The sequence below is a fragment of the uncultured Granulicatella sp. genome (assembly GCF_963528195.1).
Taxonomy (GTDB): domain Bacteria; phylum Bacillota; class Bacilli; order Lactobacillales; family Aerococcaceae; genus Granulicatella.
This window is the reverse complement of sequence record NZ_CAURVN010000021.1, coordinates 1-23973: the sequence shown is the minus strand read 5'-3', so window position 1 is coordinate 23973 and position 23973 is coordinate 1. Positions and strand designations below refer to the sequence as shown.

The 23973-nt window shown below is 33.6% G+C and carries 21 protein-coding genes; 2 read left to right on the top strand and 19 right to left on the bottom strand.

The annotated features are described in order from the left end of the window. Window positions 1–448 precede the first annotated feature (448 nt). The 10 genes from RWR88_RS06210 to RWR88_RS06165 all read right to left on the bottom strand — a co-directional run bounded on the left by RWR88_RS06210 (window position 449) and on the right by RWR88_RS06165 (window position 13778). Entirely contained in the window at window positions 449–2197 is a 1749-nt protein-coding gene (locus RWR88_RS06210) for an ABC transporter ATP-binding protein (RefSeq protein ID WP_314451192.1), read from the bottom strand. Continuing rightward, a complete protein-coding gene (locus tag RWR88_RS06205) occupies window positions 2191–3942 on the bottom strand; it encodes an ABC transporter ATP-binding protein (RefSeq protein ID WP_314451189.1) in 1752 nt (583 codons plus the stop codon). Before RWR88_RS06205 ends, RWR88_RS06210 begins: the two co-directional genes overlap by 7 nt. Window positions 3943–4372: 430 nt before the next feature. Further along, the gene (gene arcC, locus RWR88_RS06200; RefSeq protein WP_314076884.1) at window positions 4373–5320 is read right to left on the bottom strand and encodes a carbamate kinase; all 948 of its coding nucleotides are present in this window, start codon (window positions 5318–5320) and stop codon (window positions 4373–4375) included. Between the two features lie 38 nt (window positions 5321–5358). Then, window positions 5359–6699 (bottom strand): M20 family metallopeptidase, encoded by a 1341-nt coding sequence (locus RWR88_RS06195; RefSeq protein ID WP_314451185.1) that lies wholly within the window; start codon window positions 6697–6699, stop codon window positions 5359–5361. 74 nt (window positions 6700–6773) lie between these two features. Beyond that, window positions 6774–8315: a YfcC family protein gene (locus RWR88_RS06190; protein ID WP_314451182.1), complete on the bottom strand. Its 1542-nt coding sequence runs from the start codon at window positions 8313–8315 to the stop codon at window positions 6774–6776. An 89-nt stretch (window positions 8316–8404) separates the two neighbouring features. Beyond that, window positions 8405–9418: an ornithine carbamoyltransferase gene (argF, locus tag RWR88_RS06185; protein ID WP_314451179.1), complete on the bottom strand. Its 1014-nt coding sequence runs from the start codon at window positions 9416–9418 to the stop codon at window positions 8405–8407. Between the two features lie 66 nt (window positions 9419–9484). After that, a complete protein-coding gene (arcA, locus tag RWR88_RS06180) occupies window positions 9485–10702 on the bottom strand; it encodes an arginine deiminase (protein ID WP_314451176.1) in 1218 nt (405 codons plus the stop codon). Window positions 10703–11244: 542 nt separating this feature from the next. Further along, complete coding sequence (locus RWR88_RS06175; protein ID WP_314451173.1) at window positions 11245–11574, bottom strand: hypothetical protein; 330 nt, start codon at window positions 11572–11574, stop codon at window positions 11245–11247. A 204-nt stretch (window positions 11575–11778) separates the two neighbouring features. Next, window positions 11779–12516, bottom strand: a complete 738-nt coding sequence (locus RWR88_RS06170) for a prepilin peptidase (protein WP_314451169.1) — start codon at window positions 12514–12516, stop codon at window positions 11779–11781. Between the two features lie 86 nt (window positions 12517–12602). Beyond that, window positions 12603–13778, bottom strand: coding sequence for an AI-2E family transporter (locus tag RWR88_RS06165; protein WP_314451166.1), 1176 nt, complete (start codon window positions 13776–13778; stop codon window positions 12603–12605). Window positions 13779–13917: 139 nt separating this feature from the next. On the opposite strand from RWR88_RS06165, the gene RWR88_RS06160 reads away from it, so the two are divergent. Next, window positions 13918–14922, top strand: coding sequence for a lactonase family protein (locus RWR88_RS06160; RefSeq protein WP_314451163.1), 1005 nt, complete (start codon window positions 13918–13920; stop codon window positions 14920–14922). Between the two features lie 159 nt (window positions 14923–15081). On the opposite strand, the gene RWR88_RS06155 is transcribed toward RWR88_RS06160, so the two are convergent. Further along, the gene (locus tag RWR88_RS06155; RefSeq protein WP_314451161.1) at window positions 15082–15582 is read right to left on the bottom strand and encodes a PTS glucose transporter subunit IIA; all 501 of its coding nucleotides are present in this window, start codon (window positions 15580–15582) and stop codon (window positions 15082–15084) included. Window positions 15583–15741: 159 nt separating this feature from the next. Between RWR88_RS06155 and RWR88_RS06150 the strand changes: the two genes are divergently transcribed. Beyond that, window positions 15742–16566, top strand: coding sequence for an undecaprenyl-diphosphate phosphatase (locus RWR88_RS06150; protein WP_314451197.1), 825 nt, complete (start codon window positions 15742–15744; stop codon window positions 16564–16566). 43 nt (window positions 16567–16609) lie between these two features. Here the strand turns inward: RWR88_RS06150 and RWR88_RS06145 are convergent, their stop codons facing one another. From RWR88_RS06145 to RWR88_RS06110, 8 genes are all read right to left on the bottom strand, one after another. Beyond that, entirely contained in the window at window positions 16610–16990 is a 381-nt protein-coding gene (locus tag RWR88_RS06145; protein WP_314451158.1) for a RidA family protein, read from the bottom strand. 11 nt (window positions 16991–17001) lie between these two features. After that, entirely contained in the window at window positions 17002–18210 is a 1209-nt protein-coding gene (locus tag RWR88_RS06140; protein ID WP_314349657.1) for an aminotransferase class I/II-fold pyridoxal phosphate-dependent enzyme, read from the bottom strand. Window positions 18211–18363: 153 nt separating this feature from the next. Further along, window positions 18364–19005, bottom strand: a complete 642-nt coding sequence (locus RWR88_RS06135) for a CBS and ACT domain-containing protein (RefSeq protein ID WP_314451155.1) — start codon at window positions 19003–19005, stop codon at window positions 18364–18366. Between the two features lie 2 nt (window positions 19006–19007). After that, the gene (locus RWR88_RS06130; RefSeq protein WP_314076869.1) at window positions 19008–19712 is read right to left on the bottom strand and encodes an ABC transporter ATP-binding protein; all 705 of its coding nucleotides are present in this window, start codon (window positions 19710–19712) and stop codon (window positions 19008–19010) included. 2 nt (window positions 19713–19714) lie between these two features. Continuing rightward, entirely contained in the window at window positions 19715–20488 is a 774-nt protein-coding gene (locus tag RWR88_RS06125) for an ABC transporter ATP-binding protein (protein ID WP_314349661.1), read from the bottom strand. Beyond that, a complete protein-coding gene (locus tag RWR88_RS06120; protein ID WP_314349663.1) occupies window positions 20485–21450 on the bottom strand; it encodes a branched-chain amino acid ABC transporter permease in 966 nt (321 codons plus the stop codon). The genes RWR88_RS06125 and RWR88_RS06120 overlap by 4 nt, the downstream gene beginning before the upstream one ends. A gap of 9 nt (window positions 21451–21459) precedes the next feature. Then, window positions 21460–22332: a branched-chain amino acid ABC transporter permease gene (locus RWR88_RS06115; protein ID WP_314451194.1), complete on the bottom strand. Its 873-nt coding sequence runs from the start codon at window positions 22330–22332 to the stop codon at window positions 21460–21462. Between the two features lie 125 nt (window positions 22333–22457). After that, window positions 22458–23624 carry an ABC transporter substrate-binding protein gene (locus RWR88_RS06110; protein WP_314451150.1) on the bottom strand — a complete coding sequence of 389 codons (1167 nt, stop codon included), beginning with the start codon at window positions 23622–23624 and terminating at the stop codon, window positions 22458–22460. Window positions 23625–23973 lie beyond the last annotated feature (349 nt).

Here is a 23973-nt window from a genome sequence, read left to right as displayed (position 1 = left end):
CAAATTTTGTTTCTGTCATGAGTAAGACGGTGAAACCGTCTTGGAGTTTTCCAGTATAAGAAGCCATATTCTGGCTTCTTATACCTTCATTACTTCAGAAAAATCTATTTCTATTCCCTTCCACGTTATTCTAAACGTTCTCTTAGATTCTTCCGTCAAGAAAAGAATAGACTTCCTACAGTAGCTCGAGTACTATCAGCCACATTGGCTGATAGTACTGGAAAAATTGAGACCAAGGCTCAGGGCGTCCATAGCTACTGTAAAGGAAGTCTAATTTTAAACGTTCTCTCATCTTCCTCCGCCAGAAAAGAATAGACTTTTCGAAGTAGCGAATGTACTAGAAGCCAACAATTGGCTTCTAGTACTGGAAAATTCGAGACCTTAGGCTCGAATTTTAGCCAAGAGACCCGAAGGGGCTACTGGCGTCCAACGCTACATCAGACAAAGTCTAATTCTTTTCCGTCTGCAGGCGGTACATCTGAGCGTACACTCCGTCTTGCTCGACTAACTCAGCATGATTCCCTTGTTCAATAATTTCACCCTTATCCAATACGAAAATTTTATCCGCATGAACAATCGTAGATAAACGATGCGCAATCATAACTGTTGTACGACCCTTCGACAGAACTTCCATCGCCTGCTGAATCATCCCTTCCGTTTGCGTATCCACATGAGAAGTCGCTTCATCCAACACTAAAATCGTTGGATTAAACGCTAACGCTCGCGCAAAAGAAATTAACTGACGTTCCCCAGATGAATACTCAGCCCCTTTATCTTGAATCAGTTTATCTAACCCTTCTTCTGAACGCTCTAAAATATGCTGACCACCCACTTGAATTAACGCATTTTCCATCATTTCATTGGTGATAGATGGATTCTCCAACCCAATATTGCTTCCTAAAGTTCCAGCAAATAAATATGGATCTTGCAATACAATTCCCATCTTCTCACGCACTTTTCGCTGATTCGATAACGCAATATTTTGATGATCAATCCAGATTTCTCCATCCGTTGGATCATAAAATCTAAATAACAAATTCATAATTGTAGACTTCCCAGAACCAGTATGGCCTACAAAAGCTACTGTTTCACCCGCTTCAATCGTAAAGGAAATATTTTTCAAAACAGGAGTTTTTCCATCATAAGAAAAGGATACCTTTTTAAATTCGACTTTTCCATCTTCCATCACAAAATCAGCATCTCCTGATTTCTCGATTGGTGTTTCCATTAATTCAATCACTCGGCCACCTGCTGCAAAAGCATGTTGCAATCCCGCAAAAATTTGTACTAAATTATCAATCGGATCATAGAGACGATTAATATAGTCCACAATCGCATAAATAAATCCAGCTGTTAATCCTAATGTTCCTCCTAAATATTTCACACTTAAATATAAAACGGCAAACATTAAAGTAACATTTCTTAGGAATCCGACAACACTCCAAGCTAAGAAAGACTCTACTTTTAATTCTTCAAGACCAATTCCTTTCCACTCTTGAACAATCTCTTCATACTCTTTATTCACTAGTTTTTCTTGTTGAAACACTTGAATAATAGACATTCCTTGAATGATTTCATTTAATTTTCCATTCATATTACTAAAACTCTCACGAAGAGGCCCTGTAAAAGCTCCTGCCTTTTTACTAAATACTACTTGCCATAAAAGAATAGCTGGAATGACTAATAATAAAGCAGCTCCTAATCGAATATTAAGAGAAAAAATGACGACATAAATTCCAACAATAATGATAATGCTATTTAAAACATTAGCGGTTGCTGCAACAAAGAAATTTTGACGAACAACTTCCGTATCATTCGTAATTTTTGACACAACTTTGCCTGCTGGTAAAGAATCAAAATAACGAATCGGTAAATGTTGAATTTTATCAAATAATTCATCTCTTAAACGTTTTGTTAAACGATTCGACATTACACTTAAGATAAAGCGTCCAAAATAAGCCGATAACGCTGAAATGAGCAATAAGCCAAAATATACTGCTGCAAATTGAGTAATCTGCCCCCAATTAATTACACCTGAATTTTCTGATGGTGTAATGACCAAATCAATAAATTGTTTCGCAACAATTGGAGCATACACTCCTGAAGCTGAAGCGAGTAATAATAAAATAAGTCCAATGAAAAAGGAACGTTTTTCATAACGAATATAGCTTAATAACCAAAAAATTGTTTTTAGCATTCTTCGCTCACCTCTCCTTCTTCTAATTCTTGTTTCAAGTATTGTTCATAATACCAACCTTTTTGTTCCAGTAACTCTTCATGAGTTCCCCTTGCAACAATCTGACCCTCTTCAAATACTAAAATACAGTCTGCATGTCGAATTGAAGATAAACGGTGTGCTGTAATAATATTGGTTTGAGCAAGTCTTTCTGATTTCAGATGACCTACAATTTGTTTTTCTGTCTTTGCATCAACCGCTGATAAAGCATCATCAAGTAATAAAATTTCAGCATTTCTTAGTAATGCACGGGCAATGGATAAACGTTGTTTTTGCCCACCACTTAAAGTAATCCCTTTTTCGCCAATTATTGTTTCCAATTGTTCTGGCATGCGACGAATATCTTCCGCAATGGCAGCTTGTTCTAACACATCCCACACAACCGGCTCTGTTACTTCCTTATTAGCAAGTTTTAAGTTTTCTAAAATACTTTTTGAAAATAACACATGTTCTTGTGGCACATATGCCATTAATGCATCCACTGATTGACGTTTCCAATGAATCAATTCCTTCTGATTCAGTAAAACTGTTTCATGATGGTAAGGATATTGATGTAAGAACTGTTTTAGAAAGGTCGTTTTCCCTGAACCCGTTTTTCCAACAATTCCAATCGTTTGTCCCTTTTTAATACTGACTGAAATATTTTTCAATGTTGGACTTTCTTCACCAGGATAAGTAAAGGAGAAATTTTCAAAACGAATTTCTTCGAATTGCCCTAAGTCTTCCTGTCCATCTTCTTCTAAATCATCGCTTGTTTCGAATAATTCAAAAATTCTCTCAAACGAAACTTTTCCCTGTTGAACCATTACCACAAGGTCACCAATTAAATACAGTGGGAAGACTAATAAACCGATATAAATTGGAAACGAAACTAAGCTTCCTAATAAAATTTTCCCTTCTTGAACAAGTCCACCACCATAAATCAAACCAATCAACATACAAATTCCTACAACAACTTGTGCTAATGGAATAAATAACATTCCCAATTTAGCTACTGCAATATTTTTTTGTAGAGAATCTTCTGTTTTCTGCTGGAAAATTTGACTCATTCTCTCTTCCTGCCCATAAGCTCGAATGACATAAGTTCCATCAATCATTTCTAATACTTCTGCATTCATATCAGAAATAGCCTTTTGAGCTTCCCCAAATACTATTTCAATTTTATCCGTTAATCGATACAGTGCATAGGCTAATACCGGCATTGGTAAAACGGAAATTAGAGTCAACTCCCACCAAACATTTATCACCATATTTGACAACACCGATAAAGTAATAAAGAATGCATTCAGAAAAGCATACACTCCAAATCCTACTAAATTCCCAATTGTTTCAAGGTCTTCACTTGAACGAGTTACAATATCTCCAACTCTAAACTTTGTATAAAAAGGTGCTTTTTTCCAAAATAATTGCTTCATCGTCCCTAATCTTAAATTGGTAATATAGTCAAAACGTCCAAACCATATCCAATACATTAATGCAGAGTCTAATATATAAACTCCTACTAATGATAAGAAAAAGAATCCCATATATCCTAAAAGTTGTTCTTGCGTCAACGATTGATCCACAATCGCATTGACAATTTGTCCTAATATTTTTGCAGGAACAACTAATAAATAACTATTTAAAATTGCACTACATACAATAATGACATATCTCACCCAGTGCTTTTTAAAATAAACTCCTAAGTGTTTTACAATGACTTTCATATATCCTCCTTACTCCCACAGAATTTGACAAAAAAAGACTAGTTCCGTATACATATATACACAACTAGTCCCTCCACTTTTATCTATGAAAAAAAGCTAACCACCTACCACAGCAGACAGTTAGCCTCATTTCGCAAAACCAAAAATAATTAAAGTGAGTATATTAATACATTGTCATATTCTGTAAGGAGATTTTAGTTGTTTTGTTCAATTGTTGATGTTTTCCATTTAAGTTGTTCATTACAACTACCTCCTTCATATTATTTGTTAAACACTTTTGCTTAACACACTCATCGTACACCTAAATAAGATTTTTTGCAAGTGAATTTTTACACGCTTATCCCATATAAATTTAAAATTGTTACTAACCATACAAAAAAGGCTGGCGAATTTTCATCCGTCAACCTTTTAGTTTATCTTTTAAAATTAATTAACCAGCAACAACTTGTGTACCGCCATCACCTTTTAATACTTCAGCGATATTTTCTAATGAAGTAATGATAGCTTTACCTTGTGGATAGTTTTCAACGAAAGCAATAGCTGCTTCAACTTTTGGTAACATTGAACCAGGTGCAAATTGATTTTCTCCAATATATTTTTTCAATTCACTTGTTGTTACAGTTTCTAATTTTTGTTGATCTGGTTTATTGAAGTTTACATAAACATTGTCAACACCTGTTAACACGATGAATAAGTCTGCTCCAACTAATTCAGATAATGTTTGACTTGCAAAGTCTTTATCGATAACTGCTTCAACACCTGTTAAGAATTTAGTTTCTGGGTCTTCAACAACTGGGATACCTCCCCCACCTGCTGTAATGACAACAGTACCAGTAGCAATTAAGTTTTTAACTGTATTTACTTCTTTAATGCCAACTGGTTTTGGTGAAGGAACTACTTTACGGTAACCACGGCCTGCATCTTCTTTAAATGTTGCACCAGTAGCTGCTGCTTGTTCTTTAGCTTCTTCTTCAGTTAAGAATGGTCCAATTGGTTTAGTTGGATTTGAGAATGCTGGATCGTCTTTTGAAACGATTACTTGTGTTACTACTGCAGCTACATCTTTTTTAATGCCACGTGCTTGTAATTCATTAACTAATGCATTTTGTAACCAGAATCCGATTGATCCTTCTGTCATCGCAACACATGTATCTAATGGCATTGCTGGATTTTTTTCTGAATCAGCTGCTGCTTGTTGTAATAATAAGTTACCCACTTGTGGTCCATTACCGTGAGTAACAACTAATTCGTCGCCATTTTCAATGAATTGTACTAAGTATTTTGCTGTTTGAATTAATGCTTCTTGTTGTGCTTTTGCTGAAGCATCTGATGATAAAATTGCGTTACCGCCTAACGCTACTACGATTTTACGTGACATATTTATAAACTCCTTTATGATTAAAACTTAATCCTATACTATTTTTTACCTGCTAGTCGATATACTGCTTCTGCATAAATATCCATTGAATCAAATATATCTCTTAGCGACATTTTTTCATTTTCCATATGGAATGTAATTGGTGAATCTGGAAATACTGCTCCATAAGCAACACAATTTTTCATCGTACGAGCAAAAGTTGCTCCTCCTGAAGATTGTGGTAAATGAGTTGTATCACCAGTTTTTTCTTGATATACAGCCATTAATGTATCTACTAGAACACTATCTAATGGAACATACAAAGGTCCTAAATAATCATATTCTTCATACTCTAATCCAAATTCTTTTGCTTTTTCAGATAGAGTTTTGACAATTGCATCTTTATCTGCTAATACTGGAATACGAATATCAATACGAATTTCTGATTTTTCTGGTGTAATTGTCACACCTGCTACATTGAATGTTAAACCACCTGATGGCTCATCTTCAATTTTCCCTAAAATACTACTTCCTGTAGCATCTTCTCCAACTACTTCTGAAATAAATGCTAAGGCTGAATGTTCAACAGCTGAATGAAGTCCTTTTACTAAGCGCACTAATGCATTCACACCAAGTGGTGCATCTTTTGCGTGTTTAGAAACTCCTAGAACAGTCACTTCATCTTCATGTGTTTCATATTCAAATTTTAATGAAGATAATTTCTCTACTACTTGAGAGAAATACTCTCCTTTATAAGATGCTTTACCTGGTACTACATTGAAAGCATCTCCTGAATGAAAGTTTAAAACATTGCTTCCTGGTCCATGTAATTTTACTTGTAATAAACCTTTTTCAGCATATGTTAACGGAAACTCTGCATCAGGTGCGAATCCCATTGTTGCAACTTCTTCTAACTCTCCATAACGAGCTAAACAACGCCATAATGTTTCTTCATCAGTCCCAAAAATGAATCGAATTCTTTTATCAAATTCTACTCCTGCATCCATTAATGCTTTTACTGCATATAAGGCTGCCATTGAAGGTCCTTTATCATCTTGAGTCCCTCTTCCATATAAGAAACCATCTTTTAGAACAGCTTCAAATGGAGGAGTATCCCAATTATTCAAATCTCCTGCTGGAACAACATCCAAGTGGCATAGAATAGCTAATGACTCTTCTCCACTTCCCACTTCAGCATAACCATAATATCCTTTAGGATCAATGTAAGTACTAAAGCCTAGTTCACGACATAAGGCCAATGCATCTTCTAATGCAAATTGAATATCTTTTCCAAAAGGAGTGTCTCCTTCACCTTCATTTAGGACAGAAGGAATACGAACCAATCGTTTAATCGATTCAATACATTCTTCTTTATGTTTTTCTGTAATAAATGTGCTCATCGTATCCTCCTTAAGAATAAGAAATCCCCCCTTAAAATGAGGGGAGTTCTTAAAATATTTATTAAACTAATTCATTAAATATTGATAAATGTTCCTAAGATTAATAATAGGATTGAAACGCCCATTACAATACCTACTAATTTAGCAACAAATTTCCACCAAGTTGTAATTTCGATACGTCCTAATGCTAATGCACCCATTACGATACCTGAAGTTGGTGATAGTAAGTTTAGTACCCCATTTGCTGATTGGAAAGCAGTAATTACTAATGCTTGAGATACATTTACGAATTCTCCTAAAGGAGCTAAGATACCAATTGTAGCACCTGCTAAACCTGAAGAAGAAGGAATTAAGAATGACAATGGTAAGTAGAAGATGTATGTTAATACGATAAACACTTGAGCTGATAAACCTGATAATGCATGTTCACCGAAGTTCAAGATTGTAGCTGTAATCATACCATCGTTCATAATTACTTGGATACCACGAGCTAATGCACAGATTAAAGCAACACCTAATAAGTCTGCAGCACCTGTCATAAATACTTGAACGAATTTTTCTTCTTTCATTCTGTAAGTAATACCTACTAATACAGCCATCATTAAGAATAACATTGTAATTTCAGGGAAGTACCATTCACCTAAAGGTAATGATTGACCGAATACTTGGCCGATAAATGGAATACCAATGATAACTTCATTAATTTTTTCGAATACATGAATATTAAATTTAGCCCATGGAATTAAACTTAAAATCATGATAATGAACGTGAATAGGAATACTGTTAATACAGCTTTTTGTTTACCACTTAATTCAGCATCTGTTTGTTCAACGTTGAAGTATGATAAATCAGCTTCACGTGTAGCAAATGTATAAGATTTAGAATGATCTTTTTCTACTTTGCTTGCATAGTTGTATACATAGAATGCAGAAATTGCCCACATTACAACGAAGAAGATAAAACGTAATCCAATACCTTCTGCAACACTAATACCAGCCGCATCTGAAGCAACACCTGTTGCAAATGGGTTAACTGTTGAAGCTAAACATCCAATTTGAGACCCAATTAATACAATTGCTACCCCAGTAATTGTATCAAAACCTACTGCTAACATTACAGGAACGATTAATGGGTAGAACGCCATTGTTTCTTCACCCATACCATAAGTTGTTCCACCTAATGCAAATAATAACATTAACACAGGAATTAAAGCTTTTTCACGGCCTTTATATTTACGAACAATAGATGCAATCCCTACGTCTAGAGCTCCTGTTTCAGTAACAACTCCTAAGAATCCACCAACCATTAAAATAAAGAATGAAACTTGAATCGCACCTTCAGTTTTTAATATGATTTCATTAGGTTCACCTTCGTTTAATTTATGTTCGCGTCCTAACATACCGTATACTGGAGACATTACAACATCGTAAAAACCTTGAGGGTTTGAATCAACTTGTTGGTAAGTACCAGCGATTAAATTTCCATCTTCTGTTTTATCGTATTGTCCTGCTGGAATAATCCAAGTAAATAAAGCCATAATTGCAATGATAATGAATAAAACAGTATATGAAGAAGGCATTTTAAAACCTTTTTTTTCAGCTACTTGTTCAGCCATAATAATATCCTCCGTTTATCTATAAAAAGACCATTCTAATTCTGATTCAACATCAGAACCAGAATGGCTTTTTATATTACTTTTTGTTATTAAACTTTGTTTACAAATAAGTTACCTGCAGTTAAAGCCATAATTGCTTTAATTGAGTGCATACGGTTTTCAGCTTGATCGAATTGACGAGCATATTTACTACGGAATACTTCATCAGTAATTTCCATTTCTTTAACGCCGAATTCTTCAGCAATGTTTTTACCGTATTCTGTTTCAGTATCATGGAATGCTGGTAAGCAGTGTAAAACGATTAAATCTTCGTTTTCAGCTTTACGAACTAAATCCATATTAACTTGGTAAGGTTGTAATAAGTTTACACGTTCAGCGAATTTGTCTTCTTCACCCATTGATACCCATACGTCAGTGTATAATACATCTGCACCTTTAACAGCTTTTTCAGCGTCGTCAGTAATTAATATATGAGCGCCGCTTTCTTTAGCATATTCTTCAGCTAATGCAACTACTTCTTCTTCTGGGAATAATTCTTTTGGTGAGAAGATATGAACGTTCACACCTAAGATTGCACCTGTTACTAATAAGCTGTTTGCAACGTTGTTACGACCGTCACCACAGTAAACTAATGTTAATCCTTCTAATTTACCGAAGTTTTCTTTAACAGTTAAGTAGTCAGCAATCATTTGTGTTGGATGCCATGCATCTGTTAAACCATTCCATACAGGAACACCAGCATATTTCGCTAAATCTTCACAGACTTGTTGGCTGAATCCACGGAATTCAATTCCATCAAACATACGGCCTAAAACTTTAGCAGTATCTTCCACTGATTCTTTTTTACCTAACTGAATATCGTTTTTACCTAAATATTCTGGGTGAGCACCTAAATCGATTGCTGCAGTTGTGAAAGCTGCACGAGTACGAGTAGATGTTTTTTCAAATAATAAAGCAATGTTTTTGCCTTCTAAGAATTTATGTGGAACACCACGTTTTTTCAAATCTTTAACGTGTGCTGAGAAGTCGATTAAATATTCGATTTCTGCACGAGTGAAATCTTTTTCTTTTAAAAAGCTACGGCCTTGGAATACTTGTGTCATATGTGGAATGACTCCTTTCAAAATTGTAATTCTATTTTTATTATATCTTCATAAACTTGATTTTAATTATAAATCTTCACGTTCAAATGGCATTGACATACAACGTGGGCCACCACGACCACGAACTAATTCACTACCGCGAATCTTGTGTAATTTAATACCATATTGTTCAAGGATTGCATTTGTAACAACGTTACGGTCATATACAACTACTTCCCCTGGTGCAATTGTTAATGTATTAGAACCGTCGTTCCATTGTTCACGAGCAGCTTCAACTGGATCTCCGCCACCACATGGGATTAATGTTACAGAAGGTAAACCTAATGCTTTTGCTAATACATTTTCTAATTTATCTTCAGTTAATTCAATGTTAAGCGCACCATTTTCTCCTTTTGTAATAGAGAATACTTTTAATCCGCCTTGAATTTCTGGATGGATAGTAAATTTATCATAGTCGATATGTGTAAATACAGTATCTAAATGCATGAATTTACGGTTTTCACCAATTACAAATGCTAATACTTGTTTGAAATCAGTTTCTGCAAATAATTTATGAGCAATTTTTTCAATTGAACGAGCATCTGTACGTTGAGAAATACCTACAGCTAATACTTCTTTAGAAAGAACTAACTCATCTCCACCTTCGATACGAGTATCTTCTGTACGATCATAGAAGAATGGAACTTTTCCATTTCCGTATACTGGGTGATAAGTGAAAATATATTTACCGTAAATTGTTTCACGATTACGTGTATCTGCATACATATGGTTTAATGAAACACCGTTTGCCATTGTAGCAAATGGATCACGAGTGAAGTATAAGTTTGGCATTGGATCTACTACAAATGGATAATCTGTTTCGTACATACCTGCTAAAGTTGTAGCTTCTGCTTGAACTTCAGTTTTACGGAAACCTTCCATTGATTTCAATACCAAATCAAATGTTGGTAGTGATAATAAGTGTTCTTTAATTGCTTTTTGAGATGCAACACTTGCTACTCCACTTTCTGATAACCATTCATCTACGAATTCTTCACGAACGCCTGCAGCATCAATTGCTTCAGCTGCTAATTTTTCTAAGTATAAAACTTCTACTCCAGCGTTACGAAGAGTTTCTGCAAATGCATCATGTTCTTTTTGAGCATCTTCTAAATATGGAATATCATCGAATAATAAACGTTCTAGATAGTCTGGCATCAAATTTTCTAACTCTTTACCTGGTCGATGCAAACAAACTTTCTTTAAACGTCCAATTTCAGAAAACACATGAATTGGGTTTGACATAATAGCCACCATCCTAATTAAAATTTGAACAGTTATGAATTCATAGCTTAGGAAACAGAAACATAAGTTGATCAGACTTATTTTTTCAGTCTATTTCCTTACGAATCTATCTTACTCCTAAATGTATTCGTTTTCAAGTTAGTTTTTAGTTAAAATAATTTTTAATATATTTATTTCATCATTTGAATCGAAATCAAAGCATTCTCTTTCTTTTTTTATTTTCTTTCATTTCATTCCCTAAACTCTTATGATTATGTAAGCCTTTTACTAATAAAAGAAATATTTTGAAAAATAAAAATTTCACAAGAAAACACTTTCGTTTTTAGAAAATTTTTTCTATATCGTATATTAAGTTTTTTATTTTTGAAAATTCTTATTTTCCCTAATTACATTTTAATGTTTATAATCGTTTGTTAATGTTATTGTTTCATTTACTATTCCGGTTCGATTAAGTATTTTTATCATTAGCTTCTATACATATTGTTTCCACCTAAATAAAATCAAAAAGACGATAGCCTATTTGATCTATCGTCTTTACCATTTTAAACTTCTGTACTTCTATTAATTATCTTTCTTATTAGATTTCCTAATAAATTTCCTATGATAGAAATCAGTCCATAGGCTCCTATATAAAAACTAGCTGTTTCATTATAAAATATAAAAATCGTTGGAATAAATAGTGCCATTACTAAAATGGAATACACTAAATTAAATGAATGTTTTAAACCATATACAAGAGCGACAAGAAAACACACGAGAGGAAATAGTATTAATAATATTAACATTCCACTTTCTCGATCGATAAAAGGTAAGCCATAAAAAGCTAACACAATGATTAGTAAAAAAGGAAATTGATTACGTAGTTTCTTCATGTACTTCACTCCTAGTTTTTTATTGTTCTCTTATCGTTAAGATATCGGTTTTATGACTTTATGTAAATGTTTTTTTCAAAACTTGTATCATTTAATCTTTCAAGTGATAGCAACAATATTCTAGTAAGATTTCGCAATTCAATTATTCTTTCCTTTATTAGTAAAATTTAAATACTTTAGTACACACATCCTCCCACTTCATCTTCACCACCCAAACCATTGCACACCTAAACTCATCACTAAAACTTGGGCTATCACAATAAATGGAACAAATGCTACTCTTTCTATTCGCTCTTTTTTCCAGACAAAAAAGAATCCAAATATTGCTCCACCCACGACAAATGAAAGTAAACCAATGAGTATAATTTCTTTTACAGAATACCACAATGCAACTGTCGCTAAATAATAACAATCTCCTAATCCAAACACTTCTTCCTTCCATAGTAAATAACCTAAAGCATAAATACCCCCATAGAATACTCCAGCAACTAACACAGATTGCAAGTGTAAGTTTCCAAGCGTACTAAAAATTTTTATTGTAATATGCAGTAATCCACCTATCACTAAACCTTTCGGATAAATCACTTGTTCTTGTAAATCCGTTAAACTACAAAAAATGGCTAAACTTACTAACAACCACAAATCCAACAATCCCGTCCATGCTCTTCCATTCCATATTCCCGTCATTAAAAGAAACATTCCTCCCGATACAACTTCTACCATCCAATAACGAGGTGAAATATTTCTTCCACAATAACGACATTTCCCTTTTAACCCGATCCATGAAAGGACAGGAATCAAATCTTTCCAATTTAATTCATGTAAACACGTTTCACAATGAGAATGTCCTCGAATAAAATCTTCTTCCCTTTGCAATCTTAAAGCCACTACATTCAAAAAACTTCCGACACAAGATCCCACTATAAAACTTATAAACCACATAAAAAAACACTCCTTTCGATTTAGCTATCCGTTATAAACTCTCTACTTATAACTATGCTTTTTTTCGAAAAAAGTGTTTTTTATTTTTATTCTTTCACTAAATTTTCTTCTGTTTTTGGTTCTTCTACATACAAACCAGAATATTCTTTATACCAATCAAAAATATGACTAATAATAACTTTTAAAACAGCATAACCAGGAACTCCTAATAACAGTCCAACTAAACCAAAAATTTTACCAGTTGAAAGTAACACGACTAAAATTGTCACTGGATGCATTTGTAATGAATTTCCTAAAATTAATGGAGAAACAATTCTTCCTTCTAATGTTTGCTCAATCACAAATACAATGAACACTTGAACAAACATCCACGGTGAGATGACAAAGCCTACTACTAATGCAGGTAAAATCCCAAAGAATGAACCAACATATGGAATAACATTTAATGCACCTGCTAAAATCGCAATAGTCACACCATAAGGCAAACCAATAATCGCATATCCAATTGAGAACATAATCGCTACCGCAATCGCTACGGTTAATTGTCCTCGAATATAAGAACTAATTTGTTGATTCATTTCTATTAATACGATGCTCATTCGTTTACGAGAACGAGTTGGGAAAACCTGGAGTACTGCAGGTAAAATTTTCTCTCCATCTTGTAATAAGTAGAATAACAGAATTGGCATTGTAATAATTCCAATCATAAATTCTCCAACAGCTCCAACAACATTTCCAATCCCACTAAATGTAACATTCAATAGGCTATTCACTCTTGTTCCTAATGATTGTATAAAATCCATATTAATTCCATTTAATTGTTCTTGTACTGCTGAAAAAGTATTACTTTGTACAACACGTTCGACTTGTTGACTAATAATTTGATAATAAGTTGGCAATTGAGTCACTAATTCTCTTAACTGTTTTTCTACAATCGGAATAAAACTAAAAATAGCTGCTAATAATAGGACAATCAATAAAATAAAATTCAATAGTATTGCCACAGATTTATGAACGCCCTTATCCACTAGAAAATCTTGAATTGGTTTAACCATATAAAATAAAATTCCAGCACCTACCATTGGAAATCCAATAATGGAGAAAAATCCTTTTAATGGAGAAAAAATGTAAGAGATTTTAGTAAAAACAAAAATATTAATTAAAAGGAGTAAAATCACTAACAATGTATTCACTAATCGATTATTCAAAAACCATTTCCAAAACCATGTTTTTGATGAAGTTGTATGTTCGAATTCTTCCATTCAAGGCACCTCGTTTTCTAAAATTTAGCTCTAGTGTATCATATTTTCAACTAAATAAAAAATTTTGAGAAGAAATTTTTTATTTTTTTTAAGAACCGTGCTACTATATTCTAAACGATATTTGAAGGAGTTGATTGATATGACTGAAAAGTTCTTTCTAGGAACTTATACAAAACGTGTCAGTAAAGGCATTTATTCTGTACAATTAGATACTGAAAAAAAACAATTCTCAAATCTAACATTAGAAGCTGAAATTGAAAATCCTACTTATCTAGCATTGAATGCTGACCATTCATTACTAGCAGCTGTTTCAAAAGAAGAAATTGGTGGAATTACAGTGTTTAATACACAACAAGCAGAAACTTTAACAAAGGTTTCTCACTGCCATGATACAACAGCCGTTCCTTGTTATATTGCATTTAACAAAGAATCTGATCATTTATTGGCAGCTAATTATCATGAAGGACATGTTTCTTCTTACAAATTTGATGCAGCAGTAACATTAGAAGATCGCATCATTCATCCTTCTTTTGAAGATAAGCAACCTCATGTTCATTATACTGACTATACTCCGGATGAAAAATGGATTGTAGTTTGTGATTTAGGAAGTGATATTGTAGCTACTTATCAACAAGACGGTGAAAAACTTCAACGTGTTTCTACATATAACAGTAGAAAAGGAGCAGGACCTCGTCATTTAGCTTTCCACCCAAGTCTACCGATTGCATATTTAATTTGCGAATTGAATGCTAGTATTGAAGTGTTAGCGTATGATGCTGAAAATGGAAGCTTTTCTTTTATTGAACAGCACTTATTAACAACATCGGAACAACAAGCATGGGGTGGAGCTATTCATCTGACAAAAAATGGGAAATTCCTGTACGCTAGTAATCGTGGTTATGATCGTATTTATGTTTTCCAAGTGCACGAAGAAACAGGCTCATTAACATTGGTAGCTGATTATGATACTTTTGGAAGTGTACCACGTGATTTCCACTTAAATAAGGATGAACGCTTTGTCGTAATTGGACATCAAGAATCCGACAACTTAACGCTTTACGAACGTAATATTGAAACGGGAACATTAACCCTTTGTCAAAAAGACTTCTTCGCACCAGAAGTTGTTTGCGTGATTCCGTTTTAAACAAAAATATAACTCCCCTGAAAATCTCAGGGGAGTTTCTTGTAAAATTGTTCATGAATTATAAAAATTAGAAAGACTTTTCTATGTACCATGAGACTCGCATTTTTGCGAGGCTGCTGCCGTCCTTTGCTACATTAGGAAAGTCTTTCGAATTACTGATTATAAGTTTACTGTCGCTTCACCAATTTTAGAAGATGCTGATGTGCTTCCTGTTGTAATTGAAAAATTTGCAATTTTATCCATATTTGTTAAAGCTACAATCATAGGAGTATCTTTACCAGCTGCTTTTACTGCTTCTAAATCTACAGTAGAAATCACGGTGTTTTGATCTACACGTTGCCCCACAGTTACAACTGTATCAAAAGGAGCCCCTTGTAATTCCACTGTATCGATTCCCATATGTAATAATACTTCAACACCATTATCTGTTTTAATTCCTACAGCATGTTTTGTTGGGAAAACATTAATTACTTCCCCTACTACAGGTGAAGTAATCACACCATTCGTTGGTAATACAGCATATCCATCTCCCATGAATTTTTGAGAAAATACTGGGTCATTAATTTCTGTAATGGCTACTACTTCTCCTTCAGCAACTGCAAATAATTCTAATTCAGGGGTTACTTCTTTTTTTGCTTTCTTTTTGAAAAATCCGAACATCTAATCATCCTCTCTACTTATTTATCGCTAGTATATCATATTTTTGAATTTTTTTTGAATAATAACCTTATCTCTTTTATATTTTTTAAATTTTTTATAGAAATTTTACTCATAAACCTTTATACTTACATTCAGACATTATAAAGGAGTGATTTTTTGATTACGATAATTGAAATCATTAAAACAATAATTTTAGGAATTATTGAAGGGGTAACTGAATGGTTACCAATTAGTAGTACAGGACATTTAATTTTAGCAAATGAAATTTTAAAATTGGATGTTAGTCCAAAGTTTCAAGATATGTTTAATGTAGTCATCCAACTTGGTGCTATTTTTGCCGTTGTGATTTTATACTTTAACAAGTTAAATCCATTTGAAGGTAAAAAAACTCGCAAAGAATTTTTAGCGACCATTGAACTATGGAAAAAAGTTATTATCGGTTGTATTCCTGCTATCGTTGGAGGATTATTATTAAATGACTTTATGGATGAATACTTTAATAAAGCAATTGTCATTGCAACAACTTTAATTGTTTACGGGATTGCATTTATTGTCATCGAGCGTCGTCATAAAACCGTTGAACCTCGTATTCATTCATTTGAAGAACTAGATTATATAACAGCTATTAAAATTGGTTTATTCCAAACTCTAGCTTTAATCCCAGGAACTTCTCGTTCTGGTTCTACCATTTTAGGGGGATTATTAGTTGGAACGAATCGTTTCGTAGCTACAGAATTTTCTTTCTTTATGAGTATTCCAATTATGTTTGGAGCTAGTGGACTTAAATTATTAAAATTTGGATTCCACTATACAAGTGCAGAATTAATTATTTTATTAGTAGGATCAGTAGTATCATTCTTTGTTTCACTAATTGTAATCAAATTCTTATTGAGCTATTTAAAACGAAACGATTTCCAAGCATTTGGTTGGTATCGTATTATTCTAGGGATTATCGTATTAGCTAGTTCGTTCTTTTTGAAATAATATTCATATAAAAAAACAGCAGAATTATCTGCTGTTTTTTCCTTTATTGACAAGCGACTGCTTGGATTTCTACTAGTGCATTTTTTGGTAATGCTGCTACTTGGAAAGCAGCACGTGCTGGGCAATTTTCTTTAAAATAAGTCGCATAAACTTCATTCATTTGTTGGAAATGAGCAATATCACTTAAATAAATGGTTGTACTTACTACATTTTCTAATCCCATACCGGCTTGTTCTAAAATCACTTGAATATTTTTCAATGATTGATGTGTTTGGCTAACAATATCTTCTCCTGCAAATACTCCTGTTTCTGGAACAATTGGTAATTGTCCTGAAACATATAAGAAATTTCCTGAACATAATACTCCTTGAGAATACGGTCCAATTGCTGCTGGTGCTTTATCTGTATGAATAATTTTTTTCATGTTTCTCTCCTTTAAATAAATACATATTTTTTCATTCTCTCACAAGCTTCTTGAATTCTTGTAAATGGTAATGCTACATTTAACCGAATATGAGTTGGGCCATTAAAAATTCTTCCATCTTGCCAAGCCACTCCCACATCTGATCCTCGTTTTTGTAATTCATCAATCGTAATGTCATTTTTTTCTAAATACTCCTGACAATCGATAAAAATCACATAGGTTCCTTCTGTATTTGTCACAGATACTCCTTCGAAATGATCCCGAATGAAGTCACAAACATAGGTCATATTTTGATACAATACTTGTCTTAATTCTTCCAGCCACTCATAACCTTCTGGTTGATAAGCGCCCATTAAAGCATGCATTGATAATACATTCATCACATTATAATGAGACTTACTACCTTTTGCATTCACTCTATCTCTTAATAAATCACTATAAATAATATGATAAGCAGCTACTAAACCAGCTAAGTTAAATGTCTTACTTGGTGCATAAAATGCAATCGTACGATTCTTAGCATCTTCAGATACACTTTGAGTTGGAATATGTTTCACTCCTGGCATGACTAAGTCCGACCAAATCTCATCAGAAATAACCGTTACATCATATTTTTGATAAATGGTCATCACTTTTTCCAATTCTTCACGATTCCAAACACGACCTGTTGGATTATGTGGTGAACAGAAAATAGATACATGAATATGATTTTTGCGAATTTTTGCTTCCATATCTTTATAGTCGATACGGTAAACTCCTTCTTCATCTTTTACTAGTGGACTTAGTACAATATTAAATCCGTTATTTTTTAAAACTTCTGTAAATCCTCCATAAGTTGGACTATGCACTAAAATGGAATCTCCAGGCGTTGCAAAAGAAGTTAATGCTGAAACAACTCCTCCTAACACACTATTGTGATAACCAATATGTTTTGCAGTTAATCCTTCGACTTGATGATGAAATTGGTGCCAATGAATAATGGCATTATAATATTCTTTTGGTTGCATGAAATATCCAAAAATCGGATGTTCTAAACGTTCTGTCATTGCTTGAATCACTGTTGGAACTGTCGCAAAATTCATATCTGCAATCCACATTGGAATCACATCGAACCCTTCCTTAGGTGGGTTTGGTGCTTTTCCTGGAATCAATCCTAATCCGTCAACAGCCATCGCATCTTTTCCATGACGGTTTATTTCTGTTGTAAAATCATACTTCATGATATTTCTCCTTTAACCCTCTGGTGTAGTAGTACTAGTATAGCAGAAATCTTCCATTGAACAAAGAAAAGCTACTATCTTATATGAAACAAAGAAATAGACTTTTCCAATAAGAAAAGCCTTAGCCTCTTGGAAAAGTCTATGATTCGTTGTCTATTTTTTCATTGATGAAATGATACGATATCCTCTTTGTGCGATAAAGTCTGCTACTTCATCTGGATTTTCAGAATCCACGTGAAGTACTACTTGTACTTTTCCTTCACGGTGGTATACAGAAATTGTATCAACATTGACATTATTATCACGTAAAACATTTGAGATATCTTCTAAAGGACCAGGTTTATCTTCATTAATTTCAATAAATAAACGAGAACCTGGAGTGTTATAACCTGAAATATCAATGAACGCATCCATAATATCTTTGTCAGTAATAATTCCTACTAAGTTTCCTCTTGATTCAAGAACTGGTAAAACGCCAATTCCTTGTTGTCTCATAATAGAAGCAGCTTCTTCTAAGACAGCCGTTGGTTTTACAGTAATGACTTGTTTCAACATAATATCTTTAGCAGTCGTTTTATTTAATAGATAATTTAATTCATGCACACTTAAACTTGTTGCCATTGAAGGTGAGTTTTGAGCGACTAATTCAGCTGTTAATAATCCTACTAATTTGTCTCCTTCAACAACTGGAAGACGATGCACATCATGTTCTTTCATTAAATCTAATGCTTTCATAACCGTTGTATTTGGTTCAACCGTTATTAAGTTTGTTGACATATAATCTTTTACTTCCATGATTATCCCCCTAAATATGCTTTTTGAACATCTTCACTTTCAAGTAATTCCTTACCTGTACCTGATAATACCACAGATCCTGTTTCTAATACATACCCTCTTGAAGCAATTGATAATGCCATTTTCGCATTTTGCTCAATAAGTAAAACAGTAGTTCCTTGTTTTTGAATTTCTTGAATGATATTGAAGATTTCTTTAATGAAAATTGGTGCTAATCCCATTGATGGCTCATCTAATAACAATAATTTTGGACGAGTCATTAATGCACGTCCCATTGCTAACATTTGTTGTTCCCCACCGGATAATGTTGCAGCATCTTGATTTTTACGTTCTTCTAAAATTGGGAATCTCTCAAAGATGGCTTTCATATCTTTTTGAATTTCCTCTTTATCATTTCTTAAAAATGCTCCTAAATCAAGGTTTTCTTTTACTGAAAGTCCTCTAAATACGTGACGACCTTCTGGAACTTGTGCTAAACCAAGTGATACAATTTTTTTCGCAGGTAATTTCGTAATATCTTGACCTAAATATTCAATCGTTCCAGCACTTGGACGTACTAAACCTGATAAAGTTTTTAAAATTGTTGATTTTCCAGCACCATTAGCACCGATTAGAGAAACAATTTCTCCTTCGTTAACAGTAAAGCTTACATCTTTAACGGCTTGAATCATGCCATAATGTACACTTAAATCTTTTACTTCTAACATGATTACTCTCCTCCTAAGTAAGCACGAATAACATCAGGGTTTTTCTTGATTTCTTCTGGTGTTCCATGTGCTAATAATCTTCCATATTCTAATACATATAAACGTTGGCAAATTTCCATCACTAATGACATATCGTGTTCAATTAGTACCACTGTTAATCCGAATTGTTCTTGGATTTGCGCAATCAATCTTGTTAGATTTGCTGTTTCTTGTGGGTTCATCCCTGCAGCAGGTTCATCTAAAAATAAAATTTTTGGTTTTGTTGCTAAGGCACGAACGATTTCTAATTCACGTTGTTGTCCATATGCTAAGTTTTTTGCCTTATCTTGAGCAAATGATTCTAAGTTGAAGATTTTTAATAATTCTAAAGCTTCTTCTTTCATCATTTTTTCTGTTTCATAATAAGCTTTTGTTCTAAATAAACTTGAGAACAATGAATTTCCTTTATGCGCATGCATCGCTACCATTACATTTTCTAATACTGTTAAATCTTTAAATAAACGAATATTTTGGAAGGTACGTGCTAATCCTAATTCTGTAATTTTATTAGGTGCAATTCCATTTAATAATGTTTTACCATTTTCAGTTTCTAATTCAATGGTTCCTTCTGTTGGAACGTATACCCCTGTTAAAAGGTTGAAGAATGTTGTTTTACCGGCACCATTTGGTCCAATTAATCCAATTAATTCTCCTTTTTCAGCTTTAAGAGAAACATTTGAAACAGCTGATAATCCACCGAAATTTTTTGTTAAACCTTTTACTTCTAATAAACTCATTCTGTTTCTCCTTTCTCTTTTTTCTTCAATTTATTACTTAAGAATGTTCCAAAACGGAATTCCCAAGTTCCTAATAATCCACCTGGACGGAAAATCATAATTAAGATTAACGCTACTGCATAAATAATCATACGTAATTGTCCAAATGGTTGTAAGAATGTATTAATAATTCCAAGTAAAATCGCTGCAACAAATGAACCTGTAAAACTACCGATTCCTCCAAATACAACAATGATTAATACATCGATTGATTTCATAAATGTAAAGTCACTTGGCGTTACAGTTCCTAAATAAGTTGCTGTTAATGTTCCACCAATACTTGCTGTAGCTGCTCCAATAATGAAAGCTAGCATTTTATAACGAGTAACATTTACCCCCATTGATTCTGCTGCAATTTCATCTTGTAATACAGCATAAGTCGCACGACCTGCACTACTATTGGCATAGTTTAATACTAAAATAGTCGTTAAAACTAAAGCAATATAAACAATTGTCCATGTTGTTGTTAATGGAATCCCACTAATCCCTGCAGCACCATTAGTAATTTTCATATTATTTAATGCTACACGAATAATTTCCGCAACCCCTAAAGTTGCAATGGCTAAATAGTCCCCTTTTAAACGAAGTGTTGGTAAACCAACTAAATAAGCAATCACGATTGAAATGACTACACCCACTGCCATACCCGCAAATAAACCAGCTAAACCACTAACCGCTTTCCCAATAATAGCAGCACTATAAGCACCAATCGCAATAAATCCAGCATGACCAAGTGAGAATTGACCTGCAACTCCCAAGATTAAATTTAACCCAACAGCAAAAATGATATTAATCATAATGCTAATAAAGGTACTTTCATAATAGAAATTAATGACTCCTACTTGAACTAACACTTGAAGTAATAAATACACTACTACTGCAGAAGCTAACCAAATAAGATTTTTCTGATGAAATCGTTGCATGTTTCTCACCTACACTTTCTCTTTAACATTTTTACCAAACAAGCCCGCTGGTAATACTAATAAAATAACAAATAATAGGAAGTAAACTACTCCATCTTTGTATGGAGAGAATCCTAAATAACTAACGAATGTTTCTAATAAACCAATGACATAGCCACCAATCATGGCACCTGGAATACTTCCAATTCCACCTAATACCGCAGCTACGAAAGCTTTCAACCCTGGTACAATCCCCATTGTTGCAGAGAATGTATTATAGTATAAAGCTACTAATACCCCTGCAATCCCTGCAAGACTTGAACCTAATGCAAATGTAAATGAGATTACTTGATCCACATCAATCCCCATTAATTGAGCTGCATCTTCATCCACTGCAACTGCACGCATGGCTTTCCCCATTTTTGTGTAATGAACGATAAATTGTAATAATGCCATTAAAATGACTGTTGTAGCAAAAATTAAGATTTGCTTTCCATTAATCGTAATATTACCAAATAAAGTGTAGTTTGTTGTTCCAAAATCAGATGGGAATGGACGAATTTCTGCTCCGAATAGATAACTCATTACATTTTCAAGTAAAAATGAAACCCCAATTGCTGTAATCAAAGCAGCAACACGAGTTGAACGTCTTAAAGGTTTGTACGCTACTCTCTCAATAACAACTCCTAAAACAGCACAGCTAACCATTGCTAATAGAAGAGATAAGAAAATATTTAACCCCAATCCATTCATTGCATAAAAACCAACAAATGCACCCATCATATAAACATCACCATGAGCAAAGTTGATTAATTTAATTGTTCCATAAACCATTGTATAGCCAAGTGCAATTAAGGCATAAATACTACCTAGCGCAATCCCATTGACTAATTGTTGTATCAATAGCTCCATTTTAAGCTCCTTTCTCTTTAAAACCGAATTTTTCTGATATTGTTGTTAATTTGCCTATCATGTGAAAAAAGAGGCGGGTTTCCCCAACTGCCTCTCTTTCCTCAATATTTTATCTATTATTGTGCTGAATATTCTTTTGCACTTACTTCTTCACCATTTTGGAATTCGATAACAACTGCTGATTTAAGAGGAGTGTGATCTTTACCCATTGTGAATGTACCAGTAACACCGTCAAAATCTGCAGATTCTGCTAAAGCTTTTTTGATTGCTTGAGCATCAGTTGAACCTGCTTTTTCAATAGCTTTCATTAATAATTGTGCTGCATCATAAGCTAAAGCTGAGAATGAATCTGGTGTTGTATTATATTTTTCTTTATAAGCTTTGATGAATGCTTGAACATCTGCATCTGTACTCTTAGCTGAGAAGTGAGCTGTATAGAATACATTTGTTAAGTTTGCTTTGCTACCAGCTAGTTCTACTAATTTTTCACTTGATAATCCATCTCCACCAACGATTGGTTGAGTGATTCCTAATTCACGAGCTTGTTTAATGATTAAACCAACTTCTTCATAGTATCCTGGGATGTATAATACATCAAATGATTTTGATTTTAATGAAGTTAATACTGCTTGGAAATCTGTATCTTTTGATTGATAAGTTTCTTTTGCAACAATTTGTCCACCAATTTTAGCATCTGTATAAGTTTTTTCGAATGCTTCTGCTAAACCTTTAGAGTAATCACTTGCAGAGTCTTGTAATACTGCCACTTTAGCATTTGGGAATTTTTGGCTTACAAATCCTGCACCAACAACTCCTTGATAATTATCAGAGAAACATACACGGAAGATGTAGTCATATACTGATTCTGGGTTTTTCGCATCTTTTAATGTAATTCCGTCCCCTGTTGTTGCTGGGAATACTGCTGGAATTTTCGCTTGTTCCATGATTGGAATTGAAACTTGAGCATCTCCTGTTGTAGCAGGTCCAACAACCCCAACAACTTTTTCAGAAACTAATTTTTTAGCTACAGAAGCTACTTCTGTTTTTTCTGATTTATTATCATAAGAAACATATTTTAATTCCTTATCTAATAACTTACCTTTTTGTTCAACGGCTAATTTAACAGCGTTATCCATAGCTGAACCATAAGCAGCAACATTACCTGTTAACTCAAAGTTACCACCAAGTTTTACTGTGTTACCATTTGATGCGCCACCTGCGCTACATCCTGCTAAAATAGCTGCTGATACCAATCCTAATCCAAATTTTTTTAAATTCATCATAATCCCTCATTTCGTGTTTTTTTTTTAAGTGATGAGAAGATTATATAATATTCTGACAATTCGTGCAATTGTTTTTTTAAATTTTTTTGAATTTTCTTAAACTTTTTTTAATTGTTTTTTAATTTATGACAACTTAGCGCTTACATTTTGTGAAATCTGTAATTTTGATGAAAGATAGACCCACTTACAGTAAGATTTTCCCTGACTACTACATATGGAAGTCCCTTTTCTTTACGTACTCCCACTTATACAAAAAGTAGGAATTGACTTCCACGTAGTAGTAAAAGTAATAAAGAGACTGGGCAAAAAGTCTCGAAAATAGAAGAAAGCACTATAAAATTCTGAAACA

Bases quoted from the DNA above. Each gene is read 5' to 3' on its own strand.
- RWR88_RS06125 (WP_314349661.1), bottom strand. From the start codon at position 20,488: ATGAGTTTATTAGAAGTAAAAGGTTTAACAAAAAATTTCGGTGGATTA.
- RWR88_RS06120 (WP_314349663.1), bottom strand. From the start codon at position 21,450: ATGCAACGATTTCATCAGAAAAATCTTATTTGGTTAGCTTCTGCAGTA.
- RWR88_RS06165 (WP_314451166.1), bottom strand. From the start codon at position 13,778: ATGGAAGAATTCGAACATACAACTTCATCAAAAACATGGTTTTGGAAA.
- RWR88_RS06130 (WP_314076869.1), bottom strand. From the start codon at position 19,712: ATGTTAGAAGTAAAAGATTTAAGTGTACATTATGGCATGATTCAAGCC.
- RWR88_RS06190 (WP_314451182.1), bottom strand. From the start codon at position 8,315: ATGGCTGAACAAGTAGCTGAAAAAAAAGGTTTTAAAATGCCTTCTTCA.
- RWR88_RS06140 (WP_314349657.1), bottom strand. From the start codon at position 18,210: ATGAAGTATGATTTTACAACAGAAATAAACCGTCATGGAAAAGATGCG.
- argF (WP_314451179.1), bottom strand. From the start codon at position 9,418: ATGACACAAGTATTCCAAGGCCGTAGCTTTTTAAAAGAAAAAGATTTC.
- arcC (WP_314076884.1), bottom strand. From the start codon at position 5,320: ATGTCACGTAAAATCGTAGTAGCGTTAGGCGGTAACGCAATTTTATCA.
- RWR88_RS06205 (WP_314451189.1), bottom strand. From the start codon at position 3,942: ATGAAAGTCATTGTAAAACACTTAGGAGTTTATTTTAAAAAGCACTGG.
- RWR88_RS06135 (WP_314451155.1), bottom strand. From the start codon at position 19,005: ATGGAAGTAAAAGATTATATGTCAACAAACTTAATAACGGTTGAACCA.
- RWR88_RS06145 (WP_314451158.1), bottom strand. From the start codon at position 16,990: ATGAAAAAAATTATTCATACAGATAAAGCACCAGCAGCAATTGGACCG.
- RWR88_RS06110 (WP_314451150.1), bottom strand. From the start codon at position 23,624: ATGATGAATTTAAAAAAATTTGGATTAGGATTGGTATCAGCAGCTATT.
- RWR88_RS06210 (WP_314451192.1), bottom strand. From the start codon at position 2,197: ATGCTAAAAACAATTTTTTGGTTATTAAGCTATATTCGTTATGAAAAA.
- RWR88_RS06170 (WP_314451169.1), bottom strand. From the start codon at position 12,516: ATGTGGTTTATAAGTTTTATAGTGGGATCTTGTGTCGGAAGTTTTTTG.
- RWR88_RS06160 (WP_314451163.1), top strand. From the start codon at position 13,918: ATGACTGAAAAGTTCTTTCTAGGAACTTATACAAAACGTGTCAGTAAA.
- arcA (WP_314451176.1), bottom strand. From the start codon at position 10,702: ATGTCAAACCCAATTCATGTGTTTTCTGAAATTGGACGTTTAAAGAAA.
- RWR88_RS06155 (WP_314451161.1), bottom strand. From the start codon at position 15,582: ATGTTCGGATTTTTCAAAAAGAAAGCAAAAAAAGAAGTAACCCCTGAA.
- RWR88_RS06175 (WP_314451173.1), bottom strand. From the start codon at position 11,574: ATGAAGAAACTACGTAATCAATTTCCTTTTTTACTAATCATTGTGTTA.
- RWR88_RS06195 (WP_314451185.1), bottom strand. From the start codon at position 6,699: ATGAGCACATTTATTACAGAAAAACATAAAGAAGAATGTATTGAATCG.